Source organism: Blastomonas sp. AAP53 (assembly GCF_000331245.1).
GTDB lineage: Bacteria > Pseudomonadota > Alphaproteobacteria > Sphingomonadales > Sphingomonadaceae > Blastomonas.
Map to the genome: position 1 here is coordinate 56,055 of NZ_ANFZ01000006.1, position 16,088 is coordinate 72,142.

A 16,088-nucleotide genomic window follows, 5' to 3' on the forward strand; every position below is an offset into this window, starting at 1 on the left:
TGATAGTGCGCGGCGTCAGCCAGTCGCGGCGACGCCATCGCCTGGCGGATCGGCAAACACTCGGCCCACCCATTCGCGCCGCCCGTCGAGCACTGCGCGGCGGTTGATCGTGCCCTTGTCGGAGAGCTCGTGCGCAGCTGCATTGGGTGGGCTGTCGAACAGCGCCACCCGCTTGATCATTGCGCCGCCGCGCGCGTCCGCGTTGTAGCTGCGCACCGCATCAGCCACCGCCTCCAGCGTCGCGCCGGGCTTAGGCCAGGCGAGCATGGCAAGATACGGCCTGCCATCATCGGCCAAGACCAGTTCGGCGATCAGCCCTGAGCATGCCTTGAGCAGTTTCTCGCGCACTGCGCCGCCATAGACCCAGTTGCCATTGGCGAGCTTGAACTCCTCGGCCAGCCTTCCGGCAAAGGCGAGGCCTTGGCCGGGGTCGGCCTCATCATGGAACACCGCGACATCGCCGGTGCGGTAAAATCCCTCCTCGTCGAATGCCGCTGCGGTCTTGTCGGGCTCGCCCAGATAGCCCTGCATGACATTCGGCCCGGACAAGCGCACCTCGTAGCGGCCATCGCAGGGCACGAGCTTGAGCGTCAGCCCCGGCGCGGGCAGGCCGATGCCGACGCGGGTCGTCGGGAAATGGATCGCCATGCAGCCTGAGACGGTCTCGGTCATGCCATAGCCGGTGGTCATGTGGATGCGGTGGCCGGTTTCCTGCACCGCCAATGCCTGCAATCGGTCGTAGACCGGCTGGGGCAGGCCCGCACCTCCGTATAACATCAGCCGCATCTTGGCGAAGAAGCGGCTGCGCAGCTGAGCGTCGCTCTCCAGCGCCTCAACCAGCATCGCATAGCCTGCGGGTACGTTGTTGAAATAGGCCACCGAAATCTCGCGCAGGTTGGCGATCGTCTGGTCGAACAGACCGGGCAGCGGCTTGCCCGCGTCGATATGCAGCGTGCCGCCCTCGAGCAGGCAGGTGCGCATGACGGAAGCGCCTGCGGCATGATGCCAGGGGAGCCAGTCGAGCATGACATCGTCCCAGCCCGCCGCCTTGCCGATCATGTCGAGCCCCTGCGCGCCGCACGCTGCCAGCGTGGCCAGCGAATGCGGCACGATCTTGGGCAGGCCGGTCGAGCCGGAGGTCAGCATGTAGATTGCCGCCGCCTGCGGATCGACGGCGGCGATGGCGTCGTCGGCGACCGCACCGGGGTCCGTCACGATGACGTCGGAATACCTTATAGCATCGCTGAAGGCGGTTTGGTCAGTGGCGATGATGCGCGCACCCGCAGGTGCGGTTTCGGCCAGCGCCCTGGCGATCGCCGGGTGCGCATCGGCATAGATCGCGGCGGGCTGCGTCCGCGTCATCACATGGCGCAGCCGCGCATGCTCGCCGCCCGCGAGGCCATAGGCCACGCTGACCGGAACGATGATGATCCCCGCTGCCCAGGCGGCGAAGGTCAGCACCGCGACCGGAAGGCTGTTTTCAGCGATGATCAGCAACCGGCTGCCGCGCGGGACATTGTCGCTGAGCCAGCGGGTCGCGCCATCGATATCGCGCTTGATCTGCGCATAGCTGCGATAGGCCCACTGCCCGTCGGCGCCGCGCCAGCCGATCGCGGGGGCATCGCCTTTGAGGGCGGCGCGCGTCGCGAAGGCGCGGGGGATATTGGCATCAAATTCGCGCAGCGGAACGCGGCTTTTCAGCAGGATCGTGCCATCGTTGCGCCGCTCGACATCGAGGTCTACGGCCATGAACTCCGCCTCGCGAAACGGGGCCTCGGCAAGCTCCACGATCATGCGGCGGGCCGGTCGAGCAGTTCCTTCACTTGGGGCGGGTAGGGCTTGCCGGCCTTGATCGCGTCGACGGTTCCCCGGTCGAGATAATCGCGCCAGCCGATGATGGTGTCGCCGCTATATTCGATCACACCGGCGTACGGCGCGGCGACGCGGACGCCATCGGTGGTGACATATTCGTCCACGCCTTCGACGAACAGCCGGTCGGCGGTTTCGGCATGCGCGAAGATGCGCCAGTTGACCTCGGCAATCGTCGCCCCGAACCGTTCGATGAACGCGCGCGCCTCGGCCTTGCCGCGCGCAGGCGGGGCGATGGCGGCGGCATAATGCCACACGACATCCTCGTGCAGCATGCCGAGCACGGCTTCGGCATCCTTGCGGGTCCAGGCGGCGATCAGTTGCTTGAACTGGTTGAAACGGGTGTCGCTCATGCTGCCTGCTCCACGATAAAGCTGACTGTTGTGGTGGTCGATCCGCCGATGTTCAGCGTTTGCACGCGGCGCGCGCCCTCGACCTGATTGTCGGCGGCGTTGTCCGTCACCTGTCGGTGCGCGTCGAGCAGCATCCGCACGCCGGTCGCGCCGACCGGATGGCCCAGGCCGATGAGCCCGCCCGAAGGGTTGATCGGCAGCTTGCCGCCGATCTCGATATCGCCGTTCTCGACCGCTTTCCACGCTTCGCCGGGCGCAGTGAGGCCAAGATGGTCGATCGCCATATATTCGGTCATCGCAAAGCAGTCGTGCGTCTCGACCGCATCGATCGCCTCGACGCCAGAAACGCCCGCGCGGGTACGCGCGTCTTCGATGGCGCGCCGCACCTGCGGGAAGACATACTGGCTGTCGCCCGCCATCCGCAGCTTGTCGCGATAGCCGAGCGCCGCCGAACGATGGCCCCAGCCTGCAATGCGCGACAGCGATTCCAGCGGAATACCGCGCTTGGCGGCATATTCGCGCGCGCGGCTTTCCGACGCGAGGAAGACGACCGCCGCGCCATCGGTGACCTGGCCGCAGTCGTTCTTGCGGGTGCGGCCTTCAACGACGGGGTTGGCCTCGTCGTTCTCGGTGAAGCTGTCGGGGCCGAACTGCCATTGCCGGGTCTGTGCGTTGGGGTTGCGGCGTCCGTTGGCGAAGTTGATTTCGGCAATGCGGCCCAGATGTTCGTAGCTCAGGCCGTAGCGCGCGTCATATTCCTCGGCGAGGTCGGAAAAGGCACGCGGCCAGACGAACTGCGCGTCGCCGAACTCGCGGCCCTGATAGGCGGCGGCACCCAGATGCTCCGCTGCCTTTTGCCCAGGCACATTGCGCATCATCTCGATGCCGATCACGCAGGCAAGGTCATAGCGTCCCGCTTCGATCTCGGCGGCAGCGGCCAGCACCGAAACGCTGCCCGACGCGCACGCCGCTTCGTGCCGCGAGGTGGGGAGGCCGTCGAGCGCGGGATCTACATAGGCGAAGAAGCCACCGAGCAGGCCCTGGCCCGCAAACAGGTCGCCGACGAAATTGCCGACATGGCCGCTTTCGATCTCGTGGGCGTCGAGCCTGGCGGCGTCGAGTCCGTTTCGGACAGTGTCGACAAAGCCATCGCCTATCGAAAGCCCCTCGCGCTGCCAGTTGCGCGCAAAGTCGCTTTGCCATCCGCCAAGCACATAGACCATCAAACCTCTCCTGCTTTTATGGTATGCTTATACAAGCTAAGCAGGCGGCGCAACCGCGACGTTGTGTCGTGCGGTGCGAGGATGAGGGGCCAGCCCTGGCTCCGATGATCAGAACGTCATGAACAGGTTGACGTTGGCGGTGTGGTCGGACCGATCTTCGCCATCGCGGAAGACGTGCTGGTTGAGATATCCGGGCACAACCTCGATCCCCTTTGCCAGGGGAATGGAAACGCCTGCGAAATTGCGCCAGATGGAAAGGCCGCCACGCTGGACGCTGGTCTGGTTCAGATCGACGAACGGCTCGGTATAGGCGACCAGCTTGTTGTGCGCGCTGATCGGCACGCGCAGCTGCACGAACTGGCGCAGCCGCCATCCGGTGCCATCGCGTTCCTCGAAGGTGCGCTGTTCCAGTCGGGTCCGCGAATCGAGCGTCGCACCGCCCCGGGTCTGGAGCAGGCGGACGTTAAGCTCCTGGTAGAACCGGTGTTCATTGAGTTCGGACGGGCCCACCGGGTCGGTGAACACATAGGCATAGCCCATGCCGATGTTGACCCGGTCGTTCAGCCGGTAAGCGAGCAACGACCGCAACAGCAACTGGCCCAGCCGGTCGGCATCGTTGGTAAACCGCTCCTGCGCCTCCAGCCGGACATAGACCTTGTCGGAGGCAGGAATCGTCGCGAACTGGCCCGTCCAGATATTGAAATCGCCCTCGGTCGCGCGGGCAGGCGCTGCGAGCACACCGGCCACAAGCAGGCATGCCGACGCGCCGAAAAGCAGGCGAAAAAGCATGAACACGCAATCTGTTCCCATATGCTGTGCCGTCAAAACGCGTGTGCGAAGCGGCGGGCTTGTGCGGGAGCGAAACCTGGAGCGCTTGCCCGGAAACGTCCTCGACGCTGGAAGCGCGTTAAGCGGATTGCGGTCCGACAGCAACCTGGCTTTGCGTCAGTCCTTACCGGATCGTGACGGCCTGACTTTCGTCGAAATCGGTGCATCTGTTGTCAGCGTAGTTGGTGATCCTGTCATCGACACAGGCTTGAAGCACCTCGGTGACGCGCAAACGCCCTGGTTCGTCAAAGATCTCGTACATGGGCAGGCCTGTTGCCTCGTCGATGAAACGTCGCCCGGTGTCCGATGTCCTGATCGGAAAGGATATCTTTTCAGGTACATCGTAGATCACGGTCGATTTTGCCGGAAAAAACAGATGGTGCGTGGCAACAAAATCTCGTGCAACCGGATCGAACACGGGCAAATAGATAACATAGCCTTCGCACCGTTCAGAATAACATGAGATGTCATTGTCAGGTTCGATCCGGAGCTGATATTGCAGTGTCGCGACGTCTCCTGTCTGGGCCAGTTTTGCAACGCGATATTGAACCGCCTTGTCGCCTTGCAGATAGGTCCACTTGCCCCACTTGAGCTCGGCGCTGGACGTTGCGGCTGATTGAGCGAACGCCACTCCATTGGGCTGCATCGTCCCGGCAAGCGCGGCACACGCGCAACCCAGGCTCATAGTGGCAACCATTGTCCTTTTCGAAAAGACTCGCATCAGCATCCGATCCCCCCTTGTTCCCCCAAGCCGTCAAGTTCAGGGTGCATCGTTTTGTGAACGAGCAGGATAGGGGTCGGCGTTGTCAAAGTAAACGCGCTGGGGAGCTGGAAAGCATCGGCCAAGCCAAGCCGTTTTCAGCACGACCATATACCCGCTCGACGGTGTCCAGTGGTCCCAGCAGGCTTGCTATAAAGTGGCGGAGACGGAGGGATTCGAACCCTCGGTACCGGATTTACCAGTACGACGGTTTAGCAAACCGTTGGTTTCAGCCACTCACCCACGTCTCCGCATGGCGCGCATTGTTTGCGTGCAAGCCCCTGCCAGGGGGCCGGTCGATTGGCCAGAGCGCCCTATAGCGGTGGGGTGGCCGGGGATCAACTGGTTAAGTAGCCTGTCGCGGCAGCTTTTTTGATATTCTCCGCCAACCCGGAAATCCGGCGCCTGGTGCCGCGCTTTGCCGCCATCGAGACTCGGGTCACCGCGCCATCGACTCGGGTCATCGCCGGTTCATTGTGCCCCGCGCACAAATGCGGGATTCGTTTTGGCACGTGCATGGGCGGGAGGCAGAATATGCGATTGGGCTGGTTCAGACAGGGTCTGGCGGTTTTCGCCATCACGGCGATGGGGCTTGGCGGTTCCCTTGCCGGCGTGGCGCATGCGCAGGTGCAATCCATTGACCCCAATGATGCGATCGACGCCGATCTTCAATCGGTGACGCGCTCGAGTGAGGCAGATCCGGTCACCGAAGGTCCACTCGACCAGGGCTATGATTATGGTGCGCCCGATAGCGGCGTGGCCAATGACAGCGTGATGGCTCCACCACCAGCAACGCCTGCCCAGCCCGGGTTGGAAACGGTTCCGCCGGCCCCCGGCAAGGGATACCAGAAAGACGACCTCATTGGCGCGGCTGAAGGCGTGTTCGGCAAAGGTGCCGAAGGGCTGGCCGGGTTGATCGAGGATATCCTGCGCAAGCAGGGCGAGCCCAATGGCTATATCGTCGGTCGCGAGGCGTCGGGCGCGTTCGTCGTCGGCTTCCGCTATGGTTCGGGCACGCTGCACCACAAGGTGGAGGGCGAGCGCCCTGTCTACTGGACCGGTCCGTCGATCGGCTTCGACGCCGGAGCCAACGCAGGCAACACCTTCGTGCTGGTCTACAACCTGTATGACAGCGAAGACCTGTTCAAGCGGTTCGGCGCAGGCGAGGGCGCGGCCTATCTGATCGGCGGCTTCCACACCAGCTATCTGCGCCGCGGCGATGTGGTGCTCATTCCCGTCCGAATGGGGCTGGGGCTGCGGCTGGGCGTCAACGCGGGATACATGAAATTTACCCGAAACCGCAATTTCGTCCCCTTCTGATCACGGTGTCTCGAACACAAGGGAGCGCCACGCGATAGCCCGCAGGGTCGCAACTGCCAAAAGGGCAAGGGAAGGCCGGTTGTCGTGACGTTGCGGCAACCGGCCTTTTTTGCGTCGCCGGGTGGGGCAGGCGGGCTTTTGGCCTTGCCCCGGCGTGATTGGGTCGGCATGGGGTTTGCGCATTTTCCTGACGCCGGAAGGGTGTTTTCCGGCAATATTCAACCAAGCCTTTGGGGGATTGATCCGTGTTGGAACAACTGAAAGCGCAACCGGCAGACGCGCTGCTCGCGCTTATCAAGCTTTACGCCGCCGACGAGCGGCCCGAAAAGATCGACCTGGGCGTCGGCGTTTATCGCACTGCCGATGGTGCGACGCCGGTGTTCAAGGCGATCAAGGCTGCCGAGGCGCGGTTGCTCGATGGGCAGGACAGCAAGAGCTATCTGGGCCCCGAAGGCGACATGGGCTTTGTCCGCGCGATCATGCCGTGGATGCTGGGTGACTTCGATCCTGCAGGCCGCATCGATGGTCTGCAGACGCCGGGCGGCACCGGCGCGGTGCGCCTGGCGGCCGATCTGCTGCTGAAGGCGGGCGTCAAGCGGATCTGGATGGGCACGCCCAGCTGGCCCAACCACGTGCAGATTTTCAACGCCGTGGGCCTGGCCTGCGAAACCTTCCGTCACATGGATGTGACGACGCAGAAGCTGGACTTCACCTCGCTCGAAACCGCGCTGGACAAGGCCGATGCGGGCGATGCGGTTCTGCTGCATGGATGCTGCCACAACCCCACCGGCGCCGATTACAGCGAAGCGCAATGGCAGCAGATTGCCGAGACGGTGGCGGCCAAGCGCCTGTTCCCGCTGATCGACCTGGCCTATCACGGCCTGGGCCACGGTTTCGAGGCCGATGGCTATGGCCTGCGCACCGTGCTGGGGCAGGTGCCCGAGGCGCTGATCGCGTACAGCTGTGACAAGAACTTCGGCCTCTACCGCGAGCGAGTCGGTGCGCTGTACGTGATGACCGAAAGCCCCGCGCAGCAGCCCGCGATCCAGTCGAACCTCGCTTCACTGGCGCGCGCCAACTGGTCGATGCCGCCCGATCATGGTGCAGCATCGGTGCGGATCATCCTTGAAGACGAAGGCCTGACCAAGATCTGGCTCGCCGAACTCGAATCGATGCGGGCGCGGATGCGCGGCGTGCGCGATGCGCTGGCAGCGTATCAGGCGATCGGATCGGTCAACCTGGCGGCCGTCGGCCATCAGAACGGGCTGTTTTCGGTGCTCCAGCTGAACGCGGACCAGATCGCCGCGCTGCGCGCCGATTGGGGCGTGTACATGGCAGGGTCGGGCCGGATCAACATCGCGGGCTTTACCGACGCGAATATCCCGCACTTCATCGAAGGGCTGCGGGCGGTGACCACCTGAATTATCGGACGCAGATGCGATCTGCCGCACAGCGCAACGTCATCGCGCGGTGTAGGCAGATCGCATGAGCCCCGATTCACACATTTTCAGATTGCGCGATCACGCCATCGCGATCCTTGCCGCTTTGGCTTGCGCGCATGCCATCGGGCTCGTCGAGTTGTCGCGCAGCATTCCTCACGGAGCACTGCTGGCAGCCGGGACAGCGGAGCAGGGGATTGGCCTTGCATTGTGCACGCTTGCCCATGCGCTCGTCCTGACATGGCTTTACCGGCGCAGGATGAAGCCCGGCCCGCTCTACCGCTGCGGTGCAACGCGTCCGTATCGGGATTATGCCAAACCCTATCAGCGCGGCACATCGCAGTTGCTTGAGGGCTGGCACTATCGTTGACCGCAGGCCGTGCAGCAATTACCGCTGCTGGCCATGAAACCACCCCATATCCTCCTCATCGTCGGCGGCGGCATCGCGGCCTACAAGGCGTGCGAGCTGATCCGGCTGATCCGCAAGGCGGGCATGACCGTACGCTGCGTGCTCACTGACGGCGGGGCGCAGTTTATCACGCCGATGACGCTCGCTGCCTTGAGCGAGAACGAGGTGTTCACGACGCTGTGGGACCTCAAGAACGAGACCGAGATGGGGCATATTCAGCTCAGCCGTGAGGCGGACCTCATCGTGGTGTGCCCTGCGACCGCCGATCTGCTCGCCAAGATGGCAGCGGGCATTTCCGACAGCCTGGCGACCACCGTGCTGCTCGCCACCGACACGCCGGTGCTGGCGGTGCCTGCTATGAACGTGCGGATGTGGCAGCATGCCGCGACCCAGCGCAACGTGGCGCAGCTGCGCGGCGACGGCGTGACGGTGGTCGATCCCGATGATGGCGCGATGGCGTGCGGCGAATATGGGCCGGGTCGGTTGCCCGAGCCGGTCGCGATCATGGGTGAGATTGAAGCGACGCTGGCTCTCCCCTCCCGCATGCATCCGGGGCAGACGCTGCCGCTATCCGGCAAGCGCGTGCTGATCACTGCCGGGCCGACGCATGAGCCAATCGATCCGGTGCGCTTTATCGCCAACCGGTCGAGTGGGCGGCAGGGCTTTGCGATTGCCGAGGCAGCCGCTGCGATGGGCGCCGATGTGCAGTTGATCGCGGGGCCGGTTCACCTTTCGACTCCTCCAGGCGTCAAGCGGACCGATGTCGAGACCGCGCGCGAGATGGCGGCTGCGGTAGACGCCGCGCTGCCCGCCGATATCGCGATCATGGTCGCGGCGGTGGCCGATTGGCGCACCGCAGACGCCGCCGATCAGAAGATCAAGAAGACCGGCGGCGCGCTGCCGGTGCTGCATTTGGCCGAAAACCCTGACATTCTGGCAGGGCTCGCGCGCGACGCGCGGCGGCCTGCGCTGCTGGTCGGCTTTGCTGCGGAAACCGAAAACGTCATCGACCACGCGCGGGCCAAGCTCGCACGCAAGGGGTGCGACTGGATCGTCGCCAATGACGTGTCGGGCGACGTCATGGGCGGTACAGAGAACGCGGTGCACATCGTCACCGCACAGGGCGTGGAAAGCTGGTCCAACCTGCCCAAGGACCAGGTTGCGCGCAGATTGATGGAGAAGATCGCCGATGCCGTCCGCTGAGCACCCGTTGCTTGCCATCACCATTCGCCTCAAGCGGTTGCCGCACGGCGAGGAGCTGCCGCTCCCGGCTTATGCAACCGCTGGCGCAGCCGGAATGGATGTCGTGGCAGCAGAAGATCTCGACCTGCTGCCGGGACAGCGCCATGCGGTGGCCACCGGCTTCGCGATCGCGATTCCCGATGGCTATGAGGTTCAGGTGCGGCCCCGGTCAGGGCTGGCGCTGAAGCACGGCATCACCGTGCCGAATACGCCGGGCACCATCGACAGCGATTATCGCGGCGAATTGAAGGTCATCCTGATCAACCACGGCGATGCGCCGTTCGCGATCCGCAGGGGCGACCGCATCGCGCAGCTTGTCGCCGCGCCGGTTCAGCGCGCAGGCTTTGCCGAGGTCGACGATCTGGACGAGACGGATCGCGGATCAGGCGGGTTCGGCTCGACGGGCGTGTAAGACGTCTTCTCTCCCGATCACGGGAGAGGAGCGAAAAGTAACGCGGCTAGCGTCGCTCGCGGATCGGCTTGACCGACTTTCCTTCGGGCGCGATCGAGATCTGGACGGTCTCACCCGACTGTCCGGGAAAATCGGTGAAGATCGCATCGACCAGATTGGGCACCAGATACTGCAGGTTCTTGCTGCGCGACTGGGCTTCGGCCTTGCCTTCGAACAAACGCTGGTTGTCGGCCACGCGATCGATCTTGAGGTCGATCATGCTGGTGTAGACCGTGTAGCTGCGGACATCATTGTTCCAGCCGGGACCGAAGATGAACGGGTCGTAGAAACCATAACCAAAGGCGCGGCGTCCGTAGAAGCCGCCAAACGGTCCGCCCCACGGACCGAAACCACCACCAAAGCCTCCGCCCAGGCCATCGGACACCACCTTCTCGCGGCCATTGTCGACCGCATAGGCAAAGCTGACGACCATGTCGGCGCTGGAAGGATCGCGCGCCGGGACATAGCCGAGCTGCGACATCTGCCGGGTGACAAGGCCTGCATACTGGCCAAACTCGAGCCCGCCCTGCAGGCGCGGATCGGATGCGGTTACAACAAAGCTTTGCCCCTGTGGCGCGGGCAGCGCCTGGAACCGGGCAACATCGGCCTTGAACGGGGTGGCGCAAGCCGAAAGCGCGAGCGCCAGCGCGGGCACCGCGATCAGCGCGGCGCGGCGGGTAAAGCGGCTACGAGCAGTCATGTGTCTCTCCATCGCGGACCGGCGCGACCCTGCGCGGCCCGTATATCGATATAGGGCTAACTGGTCGCGAATGAACCCCGATTGAACGCAATAAGAAAATTGGGCTGTCGGTTCACCGCATCAGCCCAAGCGCCTCATACGCCCCGCTCAGGGTCGGTGCGGCAACGGCGCGCGCCTTGGCCGCCCCCTTGTCGAGGATCGCGTCGAGCGCGGCTTCGTCTTCCTTCAGTTCGATGAACCGCTGGCGGATCGGGCGCAGCGTTTCGACCAGAACTTCGGCGAGCGCGGGCTTGAACGCGCCAAAGCCCTGGCCCGCGAACTGCGCGCACACAGCGTCGGGCGTCTGCTCGGTCAGCGTGGCGTAGATGCCCACGAGGTTGAGCGCCTCGGCGCGGCCTGCCAGATCGGCTGCCAGTTCGGGCAGGGGTTCGGGATCGGTCTTGGCCTTGCGCACCTTCTGCGCGATGCCGTCGTCGTCATCGGTGAGGTTGATGCGGCTCATGTCCGATGGATCGGACTTCGACATTTTCGCATTGCCGTCGCGCAGGCTCATGATTCGCGCCGATTCCTTGGGGATATACGGATCGGGCAGGGTGAACACGTCCTCGCCGAAATCGGTATTGAACTTCATCGCGATGTCGCGGGTCAGCTCCAGATGCTGCTTCTGGTCTTCGCCCACCGGAACGTGCGTCGCCTGATACAGCAGGATGTCCGCCGCCTGCAGCACGGGATAGACGAACAGGCCGACGCTGGCACCTTCGCGGTTCTTGCCCGCCTTGTCCTTGAACTGGGTCATCCGGTTCAGCCAGCCGATGCGCGCGGTGCCGTTGAGCAGCCAGGCGAGTTCGGCATGCGCGGGCACGCGCGCCTGGTTGAACAGCACGCTGCGGTCGGCATCGATGCCGCAGGCAATCAGCGCGGCGGCCATCTCGCGCACGTTGCGCATCCGCGTTTCGCGCTCCTCGTGCACGGTGATCGAATGGAGGTCGGCGAGGAAGAAGAAACAGGCGCTGTCCGCGTCCATCTCGTCCTGCATCTTCACCCAGTTGCGGATCGCGCCCAGATAGTTGCCCAGGTGCAGATTGCCGGTCGGCTGGATGCCGGAAAGGACGCGCATGTGTTTACTCTTTCGCTTGGTTAAAGGGGCACTGCGTCACGCCTTGCGGCGCAGCATCGCCTTGATCTCGCTGACCCGGTACGTGCCCAGCGCCAGCGTTGCGAGCCCATATACCGCCGCGCCGCCGCCACACAAGACGGCCAGTGCGGCGATACGCTGCTCCAGCGGGCCTTCCATCCAGCTTTCGGCCAGGCGGCCGCCCAGCCAGAGCGCGGCTCCCATCAGCGCGGCGGACAGACCGATGCGCCACAGTTTGGCGATCAGCCGTGCATCGGGCTGGATATGCCCCCGCTTGTACAACACGCCGAACAGCAGGCCGACATTGACCCAGGCGGACAAGGCGGTCGCCACGCCGACGCCGACGGGGCCCAGCGGCCAGATGAGGATGAGGTTGCCGATGAGGTTGACCAGCATCGCGGCCAGCGCCAGCCGCACCGGGGTCTTGGTATCAGCGCGGGCGTAGAAGCCCGGGGTCAGCACCTTGATCAGCACATAGGCGGGCACCCCGCAGGCAAAGGCGGCGAGCACCTGTGCGGTAGCCAGCGTATCGGCCGGGGTGAACGCGCCATACTGGAACACGCCATGGATGATCGGGGATGCCGCGACGACCAGGGCCACGGCAGCGGGCATCGCCAGCAGCAGCGCGAGTTCGAGCGCACGGTTCTGCGTGTTGAGCGCCGCGCCTGGATCGCCGCTGCCGATCTGGCGCGAGAGCAGGGGAAGGATCGCGGTGCCCACGCCGATGCCGATCAGCCCCAAAGGCAGCTGGTTCAGACGATCGGCATAATAGATCCACGAAACCGCGCCTTCGCTCAGGTAGCGGGCGGCGAGCGAGGTGGAGATCAGCAGGTTGAACTGGATGGCACCCTGGCCGATCGCGGCGGGCGCGATCAGCACCAGCATCGCCTTGACATCGGGTGAGAGGCGCGGACGCGAGAGCCTGAGCACCACGCCGTTGGCGCGGCATGACAGGATCAGCCAGAGCAGCTGCATCGCGCCCGAGACCGTCACCGCAATCGCCTGCGTCAACGCGGTTTCGACTTCGGTATCGCCCCGGAAGAACAAGAGCGCCACGATCATGCAGATGTTGAGGAGGATGGGGGCAGCGGCGTTGACCCAGAACCGGCCCAGCGAATTGAGAATGCCGCCGAGCAGCGACACCAGAGAGATCAGCCCGAGATAGGGGAAGGTGACAATCGTCAGGTGCCGTGCGAGCGCGAACTTTTCCGGCCCGCCATCGGGAAAGCCTCCCGTCATCGCATAGACGACTGGCCCTGCCGCCAGCATCATCAGCGCGGTGAACAGGATCAGGAACGGCAGCAGCACCGAGAGCACCTGGCCTGCAAACGCCTTGGCGACGTCAAGGCCCGAGCCCGGTTCATCCTTTTCCGCTTCCGCCAGCTTGCGGTTGAACATCGGCACGAAGACGGCGGCAAACGCGCCCTCTGCAAACAGTGCGCGGAACAGGTTGGGCAGCCGCCAGGCGATCAGGAAGGCGTCCGATGCCATGCCTGCGCCGACATAGCGCGCCATCAGGATGTCGCGCACCATGCCCAGCACGCGGCTGACCAAGGTCAGCCCGCCAATGGTGGACACGGCGCGCAGCAGGTTCATGGCAGCAGGCTCATCGGGCGATGACCCGGCGAACGCGGATCAGGCGTTGCCTTCTGCCGGCGGCATCGGCGCGCCGAAATTGGGGTCCTGGCTCTGCTGTTCGTACAGGCCGTTGAAGTCGATCGGCTCCAGCACCAGCGGCGGATAACCCGCATCGCGGATGACGTTGCCGAGAATCAGGCGGATGTTGGGGAACACCATGCGCGGGGTGTCGGCGAACAGGAAGCGGCGGGTCTGTTCTTCGTCCATGCCGCGAATGCCCACCAATGCGCCATAGGCCAGTTCGACCAGATAGGCGGTGCCCTGCTCGGCCTTGGCGGCGATCGTGTAGGTGCACGACATTTCATGGACCTCTTCGCTCAACTGACGCGATTCGGCGCGAAACTGGACGTCGAAGCTCAGCTGGCCGGGCCATTGGAAGCTGTCGGGTGCGTTCGGGTTTTCGACCGAAAGATCCTTCACATATTGAGAGATCAGGCCAGCCTGCGGACCGGTTGCGCCGTTCAGCGCCGGATTTTGCGAAGTGACGGTGCCGTCTTCGGCCATGGAAATTCCCTTTCAATGCTCCGCGCTGCCAGCGCGTCTTGCGCGGCGCTCTAATGCCGCAGCGGCACAGGCGCAAGGCTTGCGACAGCACCACGTATATCCGCCCAAAGCAATTTGCATATTGGCGGACATGCCCTATGTTATGCATTCGACCTGCTGCAGTGTCAGCATTACCTTTCATGCGGGTGGGCAAACGGGAAAACTTGTGACGGTAGAAATCATCATCCTGGCCATGGTTGCAGCGTTTTTGGGCCTCAGGCTCTATTCGGTGCTGGGCAAACGCACCGGTCATGAACAGGAGCCGCTGACCCGCGGCATGGATACTCCCGCTGTCAAACGCCCGGCATCGATCGAACGCCCGCAGCTGGACGACAAGCCTGCGCCACTGACGCCGGGGACGTCGACCGTTTTCGATATCGCTGCCGAACCCGGCATCCGCCAGATTCTCGCATCCGATCGCACGTTCGACGTCGGCCGGTTCCGCGAGGGATCGAAGGCCGCTTATGCCATGATCCTCGAAGCGTTCTGGTCCGGCGACCGCGAGCAGCTGCGCACTTTGTGCGATGACGAGGTCTATCAGAGCTTTGCCGATTCGATCGATCAGCGCACCGCACGCGGCGAGACGCTGGAAAATCGGCTGGTTCGTATCGATGAAGCGCGCATCGTTGATGCCGAATATGAAGCGCCGATGGCGCGGATCACGGTTCGCTTCGATGCCGACATCGCTGCTGTCGTGCGCGGTCCCGATGGCGAGCTGGTCGCCGGCTCGCTGACCGATGCGGTGGAAACGCACGACCTGTGGACGTTCGCCCGCGATCTTCGCAGCAACGATCCCAACTGGATTCTGGTCGAAACCGACCAGGCCTGATGTCGACTCGACGGGGGATTGCGATGCGGCGGCTTGGTCTTGCCCTGCTGCCGCTGGCGCTTGCTGGATGCGCCGGGGTCGTACCCTCGAGCGAGGTTTCGTCTGCACCAGCATCGCCCTCAACGCGGCTTCCCTATGAAAGTGAACCTCCCAGCGCAGGGCGCGCGCCAGCACCAGCAACGCTGCCTGCGGGCGGCGATGGCGGTGCATCCAGCTATGTCATCCCCCGCGCCACGCCGCTGGCGGCTGTTGCCGGGGCGGGGATTGTGGCCAGCGCAGATATTGCCCAGGCGGCGGGGCAGACATTGCGCCGGGGCCCAGCCATCGCCAGCCTGCCGATCGCGCCCGATGACGCCCGCGCTGCGCTCGTCGCCTTTCGGCTGACCTGTCCCTCGGTCACCCGCCGGGCCGATGCCAGCGGTCTGACCCGGCCCGAGGACTGGCGCGCTGCGTGCGAAGCGGCAGGAAGCTGGAGTGATCAGGACGCCGCGCGTTTCTTTGCCGATCAGTTCGAGGCGGTGCAGGTGGGCGAGGGCGCGGCCTTCGCCACCGGCTATTTCGAGCCCGAGATCGCCGGAACACGCACCCGCCAGCCGGGTTTCAACGTTCCGGTCTATGGCCGTCCGGCAGACCTGATCGATGTAGACCTGTCGCAATTCTCCCCCGACATGGCGGGCAAGAAGATTCGCGGCAAGGTCAAGGGCAGCGATTTCGTGCCTTATGACGACCGAACCCAGATCGAGCAGGGCACGCTCAATGGCCGCGCTCCGGTGATCGCCTGGGCAGCGGATGACATCGAGTTCTTTTTCCTGCAGGTCCAGGGCTCGGGCCGCCTGCGCGCACCCGACGGATCGGTGATCCGCATCGGCTATGCCAGCCAGAATGGTCGCGACTATACCGGCATCGGCGCGCTGATGCGCACACGCGGCCTGCTGGCACCGGGCCAGGCGAACATGCAGGGCATCGTCGCCTGGCTGCGCGCCAATCCGGAAGAGGGCCGCGCGATCATGCGCGAGAACAAGAGCTTCGTGTTCTTCCGCGAGCTGACCGGCCCCGGCCCGCTGGGGGCGCTGGGCTATCAGGTCGAGGCGGGCAGCAGCGTGGCTGCAGACCCCAAGTTCATTCCGCTGGGCGCGCCGGTGTTCCTCTCGATGGACCGCGCCGAGCCCAACGGCCTGTGGGTGGCGCAGGATACCGGTGGCGCGATCAAGGGCGCGAACCGTTTTGATACGTTCTGGGGCGCGGGCGACCGGGCGCGGGTCATCGCGGGCGGCATGTCCGCACGCGGCCTGGCGCTGATCCTTCTGCCGCGCGGAAGTTTCGACCGACTGGCGCAGCAGGCGCGCTGA

Annotated in this window: 16 protein-coding genes and 1 tRNA gene; 7 read left to right on the forward strand and 10 right to left on the reverse strand. The window is 64.5% G+C overall.

Translation table 11 applies throughout. The annotated features are described in order from the left end of the window. Positions 1-15: 15 nt before the first annotated feature. From D618_RS0103205 to D618_RS0103230, 6 genes are all read right to left on the reverse strand, one after another. Complete coding sequence (locus tag D618_RS0103205) at positions 16-1,794, reverse strand: AMP-binding protein (protein WP_017670046.1); 1,779 nt, start codon at positions 1,792-1,794, stop codon at positions 16-18. Further along, complete coding sequence (locus D618_RS0103210; protein WP_017670047.1) at positions 1,791-2,222, reverse strand: limonene-1,2-epoxide hydrolase family protein; 432 nt, start codon at positions 2,220-2,222, stop codon at positions 1,791-1,793. The genes D618_RS0103205 and D618_RS0103210 overlap by 4 nt, the downstream gene beginning before the upstream one ends. After that, complete coding sequence (locus D618_RS0103215; protein WP_017670048.1) at positions 2,219-3,445, reverse strand: acetyl-CoA acetyltransferase; 1,227 nt, start codon at positions 3,443-3,445, stop codon at positions 2,219-2,221. Before D618_RS0103215 ends, D618_RS0103210 begins: the two co-directional genes overlap by 4 nt. 108 nt (positions 3,446-3,553) lie before the next feature. Next, positions 3,554-4,234, reverse strand: a complete 681-nt coding sequence (locus tag D618_RS0103220) for a DUF2490 domain-containing protein (RefSeq protein ID WP_017670049.1) — start codon at positions 4,232-4,234, stop codon at positions 3,554-3,556. 163 nt (positions 4,235-4,397) lie between these two features. Next, a complete protein-coding gene (locus D618_RS0103225) occupies positions 4,398-5,000 on the reverse strand; it encodes a hypothetical protein (RefSeq protein WP_152414512.1) in 603 nt (200 codons plus the stop codon). 191 nt (positions 5,001-5,191) lie between these two features. Further along, positions 5,192-5,284 (reverse strand) — tRNA-Ser (locus D618_RS0103230). Positions 5,285-5,567: 283 nt separating this feature from the next. Between D618_RS0103230 and D618_RS0103235 the strand changes: the two genes are divergently transcribed. From D618_RS0103235 to dut, 5 genes are all read left to right on the forward strand, one after another. Next, a complete protein-coding gene (locus D618_RS0103235) occupies positions 5,568-6,353 on the forward strand; it encodes a DUF1134 domain-containing protein (RefSeq protein WP_051041227.1) in 786 nt (261 codons plus the stop codon). Positions 6,354-6,598: 245 nt separating this feature from the next. Further along, positions 6,599-7,774, forward strand: coding sequence for an amino acid aminotransferase (locus tag D618_RS0103240; protein WP_026091231.1), 1,176 nt, complete (start codon positions 6,599-6,601; stop codon positions 7,772-7,774). Between the two features lie 64 nt (positions 7,775-7,838). Beyond that, the gene (locus D618_RS0103245) at positions 7,839-8,162 is read left to right on the forward strand and encodes a hypothetical protein (RefSeq protein ID WP_017670053.1); all 324 of its coding nucleotides are present in this window, start codon (positions 7,839-7,841) and stop codon (positions 8,160-8,162) included. Positions 8,163-8,195: 33 nt separating this feature from the next. Next, on the forward strand, positions 8,196-9,404 hold the full coding sequence (gene coaBC, locus D618_RS0103250; RefSeq protein WP_017670054.1) for a bifunctional phosphopantothenoylcysteine decarboxylase/phosphopantothenate--cysteine ligase CoaBC: 1,209 nt from the start codon (positions 8,196-8,198) through the stop codon (positions 9,402-9,404). Then, complete coding sequence (gene dut / locus D618_RS0103255; protein ID WP_017670055.1) at positions 9,391-9,855, forward strand: dUTP diphosphatase; 465 nt, start codon at positions 9,391-9,393, stop codon at positions 9,853-9,855. Before coaBC ends, dut begins: the two co-directional genes overlap by 14 nt. 46 nt (positions 9,856-9,901) lie before the next feature. Here dut and D618_RS0103260 read toward each other — a convergent pair whose 3' ends face one another. From D618_RS0103260 to D618_RS0103275, 4 genes are all read right to left on the reverse strand, one after another. Next, on the reverse strand, positions 9,902-10,594 hold the full coding sequence (locus D618_RS0103260) for a DUF4136 domain-containing protein (RefSeq protein ID WP_017670056.1): 693 nt from the start codon (positions 10,592-10,594) through the stop codon (positions 9,902-9,904). A 112-nt stretch (positions 10,595-10,706) separates the two neighbouring features. Then, complete coding sequence (gene trpS / locus D618_RS0103265) at positions 10,707-11,711, reverse strand: tryptophan--tRNA ligase (RefSeq protein ID WP_017670057.1); 1,005 nt, start codon at positions 11,709-11,711, stop codon at positions 10,707-10,709. A 36-nt stretch (positions 11,712-11,747) separates the two neighbouring features. Beyond that, on the reverse strand, positions 11,748-13,325 hold the full coding sequence (gene murJ / locus D618_RS0103270; RefSeq protein ID WP_017670058.1) for a murein biosynthesis integral membrane protein MurJ: 1,578 nt from the start codon (positions 13,323-13,325) through the stop codon (positions 11,748-11,750). A gap of 39 nt (positions 13,326-13,364) precedes the next feature. Further along, positions 13,365-13,871: a protein-export chaperone SecB gene (locus D618_RS0103275; RefSeq protein WP_017670059.1), complete on the reverse strand. Its 507-nt coding sequence runs from the start codon at positions 13,869-13,871 to the stop codon at positions 13,365-13,367. 205 nt (positions 13,872-14,076) lie between these two features. On the opposite strand from D618_RS0103275, the gene D618_RS0103280 reads away from it, so the two are divergent. Continuing rightward, on the forward strand, positions 14,077-14,739 hold the full coding sequence (locus D618_RS0103280) for a Tim44/TimA family putative adaptor protein (RefSeq protein WP_017670060.1): 663 nt from the start codon (positions 14,077-14,079) through the stop codon (positions 14,737-14,739). Positions 14,740-14,762: 23 nt separating this feature from the next. Continuing rightward, a complete protein-coding gene (locus D618_RS0103285) occupies positions 14,763-16,088 on the forward strand; it encodes a murein transglycosylase A (protein WP_017670061.1) in 1,326 nt (441 codons plus the stop codon).

Coding starts and splice junctions, on each gene's coding strand:
- D618_RS0103245 (WP_017670053.1), top strand. CDS start 7,839: ATGAGCCCCGATTCACACATTTTCAGATTGCGCGATCACGCCATCGCG.
- D618_RS0103285 (WP_017670061.1), top strand. CDS start 14,763: ATGCGGCGGCTTGGTCTTGCCCTGCTGCCGCTGGCGCTTGCTGGATGC.
- murJ (WP_017670058.1), bottom strand. CDS start 13,325: ATGAACCTGCTGCGCGCCGTGTCCACCATTGGCGGGCTGACCTTGGTC.
- trpS (WP_017670057.1), bottom strand. CDS start 11,711: ATGCGCGTCCTTTCCGGCATCCAGCCGACCGGCAATCTGCACCTGGGC.
- D618_RS0103260 (WP_017670056.1), bottom strand. CDS start 10,594: ATGACTGCTCGTAGCCGCTTTACCCGCCGCGCCGCGCTGATCGCGGTG.
- D618_RS0103205 (WP_017670046.1), bottom strand. CDS start 1,794: ATGATCGTGGAGCTTGCCGAGGCCCCGTTTCGCGAGGCGGAGTTCATG.
- D618_RS0103215 (WP_017670048.1), bottom strand. CDS start 3,445: ATGGTCTATGTGCTTGGCGGATGGCAAAGCGACTTTGCGCGCAACTGG.
- dut (WP_017670055.1), top strand. CDS start 9,391: ATGCCGTCCGCTGAGCACCCGTTGCTTGCCATCACCATTCGCCTCAAG.
- D618_RS0103225 (WP_152414512.1), bottom strand. CDS start 5,000: ATGCTGATGCGAGTCTTTTCGAAAAGGACAATGGTTGCCACTATGAGC.
- D618_RS0103235 (WP_051041227.1), top strand. CDS start 5,568: ATGCGATTGGGCTGGTTCAGACAGGGTCTGGCGGTTTTCGCCATCACG.
- D618_RS0103210 (WP_017670047.1), bottom strand. CDS start 2,222: ATGAGCGACACCCGTTTCAACCAGTTCAAGCAACTGATCGCCGCCTGG.
- D618_RS0103275 (WP_017670059.1), bottom strand. CDS start 13,871: ATGGCCGAAGACGGCACCGTCACTTCGCAAAATCCGGCGCTGAACGGC.
- D618_RS0103220 (WP_017670049.1), bottom strand. CDS start 4,234: ATGCTTTTTCGCCTGCTTTTCGGCGCGTCGGCATGCCTGCTTGTGGCC.
- coaBC (WP_017670054.1), top strand. CDS start 8,196: ATGAAACCACCCCATATCCTCCTCATCGTCGGCGGCGGCATCGCGGCC.